The organism is Caldibacillus thermoamylovorans, assembly GCF_000751775.1.
Classification (GTDB): domain Bacteria; phylum Bacillota; class Bacilli; order Bacillales; family Caldibacillaceae; genus Caldifermentibacillus; species Caldifermentibacillus hisashii.
The window spans coordinates 1-9,940 of sequence record NZ_CCRF01000041.1 but is presented as its reverse complement, the minus strand read 5'-3'; the positions used below and the strand labels follow the sequence as shown (position 1 = coordinate 9,940).

Annotated in this window: 10 protein-coding genes; 5 read left to right on the top strand and 5 right to left on the bottom strand. The window is 36.1% G+C overall.

Annotated elements, in window-relative coordinates; genetic code table 11:
• Positions 1-502: 502 nt before the first annotated feature.
• Entirely contained in the window at positions 503-1,153 is a 651-nt protein-coding gene (locus tag BT1A1_RS06275; protein ID WP_404996954.1) for an alpha/beta hydrolase, read from the top strand.
• Between the two features lie 99 nt (positions 1,154-1,252).
• Positions 1,253-1,684 carry a zinc ribbon domain-containing protein gene (locus BT1A1_RS06270; protein WP_034769227.1) on the top strand — a complete coding sequence of 144 codons (432 nt, stop codon included), beginning with the start codon at positions 1,253-1,255 and terminating at the stop codon, positions 1,682-1,684.
• A 40-nt stretch (positions 1,685-1,724) separates the two neighbouring features.
• Here BT1A1_RS06270 and BT1A1_RS06265 read toward each other — a convergent pair whose 3' ends face one another.
• Complete coding sequence (locus tag BT1A1_RS06265) at positions 1,725-2,459, bottom strand: hypothetical protein (RefSeq protein WP_034769225.1); 735 nt, start codon at positions 2,457-2,459, stop codon at positions 1,725-1,727.
• Positions 2,460-2,843: 384 nt separating this feature from the next.
• Between BT1A1_RS06265 and BT1A1_RS06260 the strand changes: the two genes are divergently transcribed.
• Positions 2,844-4,034, top strand: a complete 1,191-nt coding sequence (locus tag BT1A1_RS06260; protein WP_034769224.1) for an MFS transporter — start codon at positions 2,844-2,846, stop codon at positions 4,032-4,034.
• Between the two features lie 386 nt (positions 4,035-4,420).
• Here BT1A1_RS06260 and BT1A1_RS06255 read toward each other — a convergent pair whose 3' ends face one another.
• The 3 genes from BT1A1_RS06255 to BT1A1_RS06245 form a co-directional block, all read right to left on the bottom strand.
• Entirely contained in the window at positions 4,421-4,681 is a 261-nt protein-coding gene (locus BT1A1_RS06255) for a hypothetical protein (RefSeq protein ID WP_034769223.1), read from the bottom strand.
• 153 nt (positions 4,682-4,834) lie between these two features.
• The gene (locus BT1A1_RS06250) at positions 4,835-5,323 is read right to left on the bottom strand and encodes a GNAT family N-acetyltransferase (protein WP_034769222.1); all 489 of its coding nucleotides are present in this window, start codon (positions 5,321-5,323) and stop codon (positions 4,835-4,837) included.
• Between the two features lie 194 nt (positions 5,324-5,517).
• Positions 5,518-6,297, bottom strand: coding sequence for an SGNH/GDSL hydrolase family protein (locus BT1A1_RS06245; protein ID WP_034769221.1), 780 nt, complete (start codon positions 6,295-6,297; stop codon positions 5,518-5,520).
• A 216-nt stretch (positions 6,298-6,513) separates the two neighbouring features.
• Here BT1A1_RS06245 and BT1A1_RS06240 point away from each other — a divergent pair, with 216 nt between their 5' ends.
• Positions 6,514-6,693, top strand: a complete 180-nt coding sequence (locus BT1A1_RS06240) for a hypothetical protein (protein ID WP_034769220.1) — start codon at positions 6,514-6,516, stop codon at positions 6,691-6,693.
• A gap of 248 nt (positions 6,694-6,941) precedes the next feature.
• Here BT1A1_RS06240 and brnQ read toward each other — a convergent pair whose 3' ends face one another.
• A complete protein-coding gene (gene brnQ / locus BT1A1_RS06235) occupies positions 6,942-8,306 on the bottom strand; it encodes a branched-chain amino acid transport system II carrier protein (protein ID WP_034769219.1) in 1,365 nt (454 codons plus the stop codon).
• Positions 8,307-8,713: 407 nt separating this feature from the next.
• On the opposite strand from brnQ, the gene BT1A1_RS06230 reads away from it, so the two are divergent.
• The gene (locus tag BT1A1_RS06230; RefSeq protein WP_034769229.1) at positions 8,714-9,640 is read left to right on the top strand and encodes a manganese-dependent inorganic pyrophosphatase; all 927 of its coding nucleotides are present in this window, start codon (positions 8,714-8,716) and stop codon (positions 9,638-9,640) included.
• The last annotated feature ends 300 nt before the right edge of the window (positions 9,641-9,940 follow it).

The following is a 9,940-nucleotide window of genomic DNA, read 5'->3' as shown; positions in this document are numbered from 1 at the left end:
AGTACATCGCAAAAAGCTCCCCTTACATCAAGCTTGTCTGTTCTTGTTTGTTTATTTGTTCTTATCTATATATTCCATTTTTCTTTTGTATACATGACGTTCACTTTCGAAAAATTGTCTTAAAGCATTTGGAATATAGAAAATGATTCAAACGACAAGTATGGCCTTGGCTTAAAAAGTTTCCTGCAGTAAACATCTTACTTCTCCATTATTCTTTTTGTCAATAGTACAGCTTTGAGCCCTTGATTTGCTATTCATGCGGGGTGCAGTGAAACTACAACCAGTGGGATTCCTTATCCCCACCGGTAGTTAGTTGAACCAATCGGGCACTTATCTTCCCGTTTATCATCTTTGAATCACCTAAGCTTATAGGCCACCTTTTCTTCTTTTATTTTCCCAAACTTAAGGGGAAATTTAGTGACCGTTTGTACGGGGGTAAAATAATTTTATCTTTCTCATTATTATTGCTATGATAGAAGATAAATAAACCTGTTGAGAGGGAGTGAAATATTTGCAAGCACCACTTTATTTTAACTTAATGAAACCGAAGACGATAGAAACAGACAAAAAGTACCCGGCTATTTTTCTTCTCCACGGTATGGGTAGCAACGAACTTGACTTACCGCCACTTGTACAGGCATTCAATGAAAAAATGTTTATTTTCAGTCTCCGTGGACCCATTGTACAACCACCGGGTTACGCTTTTTTTACTATGGAAGACCTCGGTCAACCGAACGAGAACAGTTTTAAACAAACGATAAAAATGGTCGATGACTTTATTTTGTTTGCAACGAAGACTTATCCGATTGATGAATACAACTTATTTTTAATGGGATTTAGCCAAGGGGCCATTTTATCAATGACTTATGCCATAATACATTTGGGAAAAATAAAAGGAGTTCTTGCCTTAAGCGGATATATTCCTGCATTTATTAAAGCGGAGTATAAAAATACTGAACTAGCACATCTTAACTTGTTCATTTCCCACGGCGAGGATGATCCAGTATTGCCGTTTTCATGGGGAGTTGCAAGTAAAGAGTTTTTACAAGAACGTGGAGCAAATGTTACTTTCAAATCCTATCAAGCAGGTCATTGGGTAACCCAGGAAAATTTTGAAGATATCCAAGTTTGGCTGAAAGATCGTTTACAATGAATTTAAGTAACACCTCTCTCGTTTCATTGAATATGGGGCATTCTCTTTATACTTGCCCCATCATTACCCACGAAAATGGTATTACACGGAGATGATCTTATGTGGCCTCTCATTTTCATTGTCATTTTTATTATTTTAATGAGTACATATACCATAATGAAGAAAACTAATACTAAACAAATAGAACTAGACGATTTAAATACATTATATCAATGTACATCTTGCGGAAAATTACACCGAAAATATCAAGAAGAATTACAATCATTAATCGATTTAACCTATTCAACACCCTCCATTTGTCCAAGATGTCATCAACCGGCCGATCTATACATCGGTGAATATTTTGATTGGATGAAAACAAACCCGGAATGTCCCAAATTGAGAAAACAAGATTTAAGAAAATTTAAAAAAACCGTAAAAAAAGCAAGACAGTTGGAAAAAGAATTGCAAAATCTAGATGCTTTTCTTCATTACTATCACCCGGTAAATAAAAATAAAAATTCCTCAGACAGGGACGGGAAATTATTGTAACATTACCCAAGCCACCATCCCTCCCTGACTTATAAAATGTTTAAACCGGTAACTCTTCTTGTTTAGCATTTTCTTCAAAAATAATTTCTTTCTTTAAGCGTTCAGCAAAATGGCGATTAATAAAATCTTTAACAAATAGATCTCTTTTTGTAATGTCTTCCTCTTTCCGTAGCAATCCAACCTTTTTGAAACGTTCTTCCACCGGTTTCGCTGTCCAAAGCAGAAGTGCCTCTTTTTCCAGTTGGTACTCGACTCGCCTTTTTACGATCATATCTTGAAATCTTCTTTCTCTCTCATCTTCTGTTTTATCCGGTGCTGATATCCGCTGGGCGATTGATTCAACTTGGTTTTTCAACTCAAGCAACTGACCGGCGGCAACTTCTTCTATAGCACCTCGAATCTCAACAAGTAGTTCCTCTTTAAAGCGATTCAGATTCAAATGCTGCAACATATTAGCAATTGACGGGACCGGTAATTCATTTTTAGCTGGTTCGAGATGTTCAACGGGAAATGGTCGAACTTCCAACTGATCGGCAATCTCATTAAAAATAGCATTTAGTGACCAATTTTCATTTCGCTTCTTTTTTATAAAAATGCCGATTCGTAAATCAAGCTCATTATATACCTTTTCATTTGTATCTTCTGTTCGATTGACATAATGGATTCTTTCCTCTTCCAATTTTTTAAACCAAATATCCACCGTTTTTCGATTCAATTTTTCGTCCCCGACAGCTTGTTTAATCTCTTCTGTAAAGTCACTTATTCTCCAGTACAACTTACTCTCCCCTTTTCCAATAAATCTTCTACCGGTGAATTTTCGCAAAATCAAACAATTTTTACATGTATATAAATAAATTTGACAATATGAACGGAAACCCTTTAAAAATTGTTCGACAGTTTCTCACAAATGCTGTTGAAATTTTGTCAAACAAAAGATAAATATGTTGAATATGTTGTCAATTTGTCTGTATTTGGCTGTACTATTTCATTTGACGATTGAAAACCATCTATATTTTTAGCAAAAGTTTAAAAATGTCGAAAAAACATTAGTCGAATTCCTCTTAACTATAAATGCAAAAAATTCTTAACCGACTCACATCACTTTTATGTTAAAATACGAAATATATCCTTTTTTTAGTAACTGAAAGCAGGCGATTTTATGCAAGCAAAGATTGAAAATGCCCCAATTGTTGGTGAAGGTAGTTTTTATCGGCGGGCACTATACACGTTTAGCGGGGCACATTTTTTAAATGACTTAGTCACGACCGGTATGGTACCGGCACTTGTAGTTATGTATAAAGACGCATTCAATCTTAACTATACGCAATCAACATTAATTGTACTAATTTCCTATTTAACTTCTTCCATTACACAGCCCATTTTCGGTGTGTTAACTGATCGAAAGCCACGGGTATGGTTTTTTGCTGTCGGTTTATTTCTCTCGATATCAGGGTTGGCACTGACTGCAATTGCACCGAATTTAATTTGGTTATTAATTTTTGTTGCGATTTCCGGATTCGGTTCAGGTGTATTTCATCCGGAAGCTTCAAGAGGGACTCATTTTGCATCAGGTACAAAGAAAGGGTTGGCTCAGGCAATTTTTCAGGTTGGTGGAAATGGAGGGCAAGCTTTTGGACCGTTAATGATTCCGTTATTTCTCGTTCATACCGGGATTGATGGTCTGATCTGGCTTTTACCTCTGGCTTTGTTATCCCTGGTGTTGACCGTTCCATTGTTAAACTGGCTTAACGGGAAAGTGAAAGATTTTCAGTTTAAGAAGAAGGAACTACCGGGAGAAAATCATTTGCCCGGCACCATTTTATTAGTCACGGTCATTTTATTACGGTCATGGTGTCAAGTCGGAGTCGTTATCTTTTTACCTTTTTATTTAAGCAACTTAACTTTGGAGCAATCAGAACTATTGAATTTTATTTTTGTCGGAGCAGGGGCCCTTGGAACATTTATTGGCGGTTTGCTATCGGATCGAATTGGGATGAAACGGCTCATGGTCGGTTCCATGTTTTTGGCAACACCATTCGCGTTACTTTTCCCACATACCAGTGGTTTTCTCTCCGTAATCGTGTTGCTTTTATTCGGCTTTACTGTACTTTCTTCTTTTTCTATCAGTGTTGTTTATATGCAATTATTATTACCGAAAAATATTGCACTGGCATCCGGATTATCAATTGGTTTCGGTGTTGGTGCAGGGGGAATCGGTTCTGTATTCTTAGGCAGTATTTCGGATTTATTAGGCGTATCGACCGTCTTTACGATACTTTCTTTATTACCGTTAATCGGTGCGGTTTTGGCAGCACTTTTACCGAATGAAAATAAATTGTTCGCAAAATAGGAAAAACATATATGCCGCACATTTTGACATATAAACCGGCCGGCTAAGGGTGCCCTGTTGAAACGTATGCCCATCCACGTCCTGTCGCTTAAGCGTGGCGTCGGGAGGACTTTGATTTCCTCCATTACTATAACACCGAACGAAGAAAATGTGTGAAGCTTTTTCTTTAAAACATATTCATTAATAGTAAAAATCACACTGCATGAAGAAAAAATGCGTCTGGCTTTTTCCTGAAGTTAGTTTGAACACCTGGAAAAAAGTTGCCAATGGGGCAGACACAGACGCATTTTCGCAGTTATCAGTAAACGGGTTTATAAATTTTATTAATTCTTTCTAGTCCCGACGCATTTTCGAAAAGTTATTCCGTTAATTGGCACACTTTGATACTACTGATAAAGAGAAACTACATTTTCTAAATCGGATAGCAATAGGCTCATTTCATCTTTTGTTAGTCGGACCAATAATTGATCGTAAAGAGTGAGTATTTGCTCCTCTGCTTCCTTATTTCGTATTAAATAAGCATATAATTTTTCAACTTGCTCTTCTTTTACTACTGTCTCGGTATACCAATTTTTAATTTTTTGGATCGTAAATTCCTGCGCATTCTTATCGAATTCCCCGGATATGATCATTCCTTCAATCTTCATTTGTTATACAGCCCCCAGTTCGAATTTATTATCAGTTTGCCCGATTCCTTTCAAAGGTATGAACATAATAGAAAGTATAGAGTTCGAACAAGGAACTGAGTTTAAACTAATAAGAAATTTTAGGAATAAATTATGTGTACACGATGGCGGCTTCTACAGGCGTAACTGATAGTAGCAAACATCCAACCATTCCCCAAATTTATACCCTACTTCTTTCAAACATCCGGCAAATTCAAATCCGAATTTTTCATGGAGTTTTATGCTTGCTTTATTCCCACCGGTAATCACGGCAATGATCGTATGGTAGTTTAATTGTTCTGCCCTGGAGATTATCTCTTCTATTAGTTTTTTTCCGATACCAAACCCGTGATATGCTTCGGAAAGATAAATCGATATCTCTACAGTTTTTTCATATGCTTTTTTATCTTTAAATGGACTGAGGCTGCAGTAACCTGCTACTGTTCCATCTACTTCGGCAACAATAAGAGGGTACTCATCACCATGCAGATTAAACCATATTCTTCTCTGATCTAGTGTTTGTTCCTCAAGATCAAAAGTCGCCGTCCAATTTTTAATCGCATAATTATAAATAGCTAACATTTCCGGTAAATCTTCTACTTCAGCTTCACGAATACGTAACATAACTTGTTCCTCCCATAAAACATCTAACCCTATCTTAATACACATTTTTATGGAAGAAAATACATATGTAAATTGAGATGAAAAAAACTGAGTAGTTCAGGTACCGAGGCTCCAGCGAATATGATTTCTTATCCAAGAGAGGAATAGAGAATTTGCTCTTTACCGGATTATTTGAACATCTTCTATAAATTATCTCAAAATAAGTGTTTGAGTAAACTTTCAAACCAAACTTTATATCCTTGATCATTCGGGTGAATTTCGTCAGCCAAGTAATCTTGAAGTTTTTGGTTATTTTGGGATACCAATTTATTCATTTCCTCGTAAATATTCATATAGTTTAGTCCTTCTTGTTGGAAATAGGCCGTGGTTTGCATTTGGTAATCCTCATACGTTAAGCCGACTTGGTTTTTATTAGAAGAAAGGATCGGATTTGGTGAAATAATTAGGATTTTTGCACCGGGAAGTTCTTTCTTTATTTTATTGACTAAATCATCAATGTATTTTATTGTTTCAAATAAGGTTGATGATTGTCGATAGTTATTAATGATACATGTTTCCAGAATAATAAAGTCCGGCTTTTCCAAAATCAGTTGATCAGCTTTTCCTTCTTTCAATAAATCTTCTGCCTTAAATCCGGAAAACCCGTAATTGACAAGCTGAATGTCCCGGTATTTTAATTCATTCCTTTCTTGTAAAAAAGTTTTAAGCCTAGATGGCCAACTCATTTTTGGTGAAGAGGAACCGGTTCCTTTTGTTACACTGCTACCCATTACTGCAATCTTTAATTTTCCTTTCGTTTCCAAGACTGATTGAAAATAATTTAAATAAGTATCATCCATATTTTCCGCTTTCATTCCTTTCACTTGGTCCGGCGGGATTATTTTGTTGGTCTGAAAAAAATCAGTCCTCTTATTAAATCCGAAAATCATTAATACAAAAACAGAAATAATGAAGCCAAGGAAAAATTTTTTCATGATGTACTCCCTCTTTTGCCTTTCGTTTTTCCAAAAAAATATAGATTTTCTACAATTGTAAATCAACAACAATTGGTTATATAAAAATAATGAAATCGCAATCATATTTCTTTACTTTTTTTCACCGGAGTTTTAAAATATAGACAATAAAATGTAACAAATTTGACAAAGTGTTTAATAATTTTCATTTTAACGGTCGGAAAGGGGTTTTTATATATGAATTTATCATTTGTCGTATCACTTATTTTTATGCTTCTTTATTGGGTTGTGAGTATGTCAGGGTCTTATGGAACTGCTTTAATCATGTTTGTTTTAACAATGATTTTCTTGGGGTTGGGAATCTATCAAGCGCTTGCAAAAGAAAACAGAAAAAATATTCATATAAAAACTCGGTAAACGGCGATTTTTTACGTAAGTCAAGGATCCCTCTCCAAATTCGAGTCAAACGGCAAAGATTGGTGGGAGAGGGATACCCGCCTACGTCTAATTTGTCGGTTATCAATCAGTGACTATTTGGTGGGGTACCAAATAGTCACTTTTTTTGCTTAAAGGAGCTTTTGATCCACCATGTTGTTTTTTATTCCAAAAGAAGAACTGTCCCCAATCTTAGAGACAGCTCAAATACATCATATGCATCTTTCATTCTATTGAATAACCGTTTTTCCTTCCCTTACAAAAAATTTACTGATTACTGTTGTTAACACGATGACAATTACGGCCGGAACTAACCAACCTAAACCTTGACTATATAAAGGCAGGAAATCATTATAAAAAGATATGATTGATGACAACCAGCCGAAATAATCTATTTTTAACGAATCACATAGTGCTTTCAATCCATCAACAATACTAATTAAGAAAGTGACACTGATTGTTCCTGCATATACAATTTGCGAATGGTCAAACAATGGTGAAACAAATGTTAGTAACATAAGTACAATTGTCAATGGATAGAGAAACATTAATACCGGAACCGAGAATGCAATAATGTTAGCCAGCCCAAAGTTGGCGATAACAAATGAGACAACGGAAAAAATAATTGCCAGCACTTTATAACTTACATTAGGTAAAAGCGTATTGAAATATTCTGCACAGGAAGTTATCAGACCAATGCTTGTTGTTAAGCAGGCAAGAATCATAATCATTGCCAGCATGATTAAACCAAGCGTACCTAAATAATATGAGGAAACATTGCTTAACACCGGTCCGCCTGTATCAAACAAACCAAACGTTTGAACAGTGATTGAGCCCATGTACGCAATCCCAATATAAATAATTCCGAGGAAAAGCGCTGAAATAACACCTGATTTGAAAGTTGCCAGCAAAATTCCTTTGTTTGATTTAAGACCTAATGCCTTAATCGCGTTGATAACAATGATTGCAAATACTAAAGAAGCTAAGGCATCCATCGTGTTATAGCCTTCTACAAAACCTTTTGCAAACGGACTTGATAAATATTCACCTTGTGCCCTGCCCGTTGATCCAATCGGGTTAATTACCGAAAGAACAATTAAAACAATTAACAGTATGATTAAGGCCGGTGATAATAACTTTCCAACCCGGTCAACGATTTTACTTGGATTTAATGATAACCAAAGGGTCAATGCAAAAAATAGGAATGAAAATATGAATAAGCTAATCTTTGGATTTACGTCTCCCATTAACGGTAAGATACTCACTTCAAACGGAACCGTCGCCGTTCTCGGAATTGCAAAAAACGGCCCAATCGTTAAATACAACAAACTGGTAAATAAAACACCGTATATAGGGTGTACACGGCTGGACAACTCCTGTAAATTATTCGTTCCGGAATATCCAATGGCAATAATTCCTAACAGCGGTAATCCAACACCCGTGATCAAAAATCCAAAAATCGACGGCCAAAGGTTTTCCCCTGCCAATTGGCCAAGATGTGCCGGGAATATTAAATTACCCGCTCCAAAAAACAGTGCAAATAACATGACTCCAATCACTAAATACTCTGAAAATGACACTTTTTCTTTCTCCATTTTGCGCCTCCTGATTGTACTATTCTCCCTTTAATAGTGAATTTTCAGAAAATAAAGGTAAAATTATACTAGAAAAATTTTATTAGTCTTGTTATATCATATTCTAAAAAAATATTCCAGGAATATTTTATCTTTTAAATAAATTATTGTTTTTTTCATATAACGAATTAATTAAATCTTACTATTTTTCTTCTTATTTCAGACCATAAAAGTATATCATAATTTGCAAGAAATTTGAAGAAGTATGTCGAATAATTCTTGAGTCTTGAGTATTATAAAATAATAATTTTTGCATAAACGTATGATTTTCCAATAATTTCATTGAAAATATTGTTAATTTTTTTCATTTGGAGTACCATATTAGTGTTAAAATGAATAGAAATTTTGGAAGTGGAGTTGAGGCACAAATGGAAAAGATACTCGTATTCGGACATAAAAATCCAGATACAGACACAATTTGTTCGGCAATCGCTTATGCGGAGTTAAAAAAAGAATTGGGATATGATGCAGAAGCGGTTCGTCTTGGTGAAGTAAACAGCGAGACCCAATATGCGCTTGACTATTTCAAAGTTGATACGCCCCGCCTTGTCCAAAAAGTGACCGAAGAAACGGATAAAGTAATTTTAGTTGACCATAATGAACGAGGTCAAAGCGCAGACGATATTGAAGGCGTTAAAGTTTTAGAAGTTATTGACCATCATCGGATCGCCAATTTTGAAACGGCTGATCCATTATACTACCGTGCTGAACCGGTCGGATGTACAGCAACGATTATTAAAAAACTTTACAAAGAAAACAATGTTGTCATTCCGAAAGATATTGCCGGTCTTATGCTTTCCGCAATCATATCTGATTCTCTGCTTTTTAAATCACCGACATGCACTGAAGAAGATGTACAAGCAGCAAAAGAACTTGCTGAAATTGCTAATGTAGAGTTGGAAACATACGGAATGGCAATGTTAAAAGCCGGAGCAGATGTTTCTTCAAAGACAGCTGAACAGTTAATTTCCCTTGATGCCAAACCATTTAATATTGGCGGAAACAAAGTGATTATTGCACAGGTTAATACAGTTGATCCGCAAGATGTTTTGGCAAGACAAGATGAAGTGGAAGCTGCCATTCAATCGGTTATCGATGAAAAAGGACTTGATTTATTTTTGTTTGTGATCACAGATATTTTAAACAGTAATTCAACGGCTCTTGCCCTCGGTACGAATACAGCGCTCGTTGAAAAGGCATATAATGTGATATTAGAAAATAATACTGCCCTATTAGAAGGTGTTGTTTCCAGGAAAAAACAAGTTGTACCGGTGTTAACAGCTGCTGCTGAATAAGAAAAGCGCAGAGCGCCCGCTAAGCGACGTACAAACTGGAGCGCCCCGCAATGAGAACAGATTTGCTTCCTCGAATAGACATCGCACGAAGAAAAAGCGATTAGCTTTTTCGAGGAAAAGGAAACACGGCGAGGGACGAGCCGATGTTGACTTATCGTAGTGAAGCTACTACTTGAGCGAACTTCATGAGTAATCTTCCATGAAATACTTCATGAAGCTTTGCGACGAGCTGAACATCCGCTTCCTCGAATAGGCTATGGCGCAGGAGCACATTAAAGGGGAGCTAGTTTCTCAGTCGCT

Excerpts from the sequence above, each read along its gene's own strand:
- BT1A1_RS06230 (WP_034769229.1), top strand. The coding sequence starts at position 8,714 with ATGGAAAAGATACTCGTATTCGGACATAAAAATCCAGATACAGACACA.
- BT1A1_RS06270 (WP_034769227.1), top strand. The coding sequence starts at position 1,253 with ATGTGGCCTCTCATTTTCATTGTCATTTTTATTATTTTAATGAGTACA.
- BT1A1_RS06240 (WP_034769220.1), top strand. The coding sequence starts at position 6,514 with ATGAATTTATCATTTGTCGTATCACTTATTTTTATGCTTCTTTATTGG.
- BT1A1_RS06255 (WP_034769223.1), bottom strand. The coding sequence starts at position 4,681 with ATGAAGATTGAAGGAATGATCATATCCGGGGAATTCGATAAGAATGCG.
- BT1A1_RS06250 (WP_034769222.1), bottom strand. The coding sequence starts at position 5,323 with ATGTTACGTATTCGTGAAGCTGAAGTAGAAGATTTACCGGAAATGTTA.
- BT1A1_RS06260 (WP_034769224.1), top strand. The coding sequence starts at position 2,844 with ATGCAAGCAAAGATTGAAAATGCCCCAATTGTTGGTGAAGGTAGTTTT.
- brnQ (WP_034769219.1), bottom strand. The coding sequence starts at position 8,306 with ATGGAGAAAGAAAAAGTGTCATTTTCAGAGTATTTAGTGATTGGAGTC.
- BT1A1_RS06245 (WP_034769221.1), bottom strand. The coding sequence starts at position 6,297 with ATGAAAAAATTTTTCCTTGGCTTCATTATTTCTGTTTTTGTATTAATG.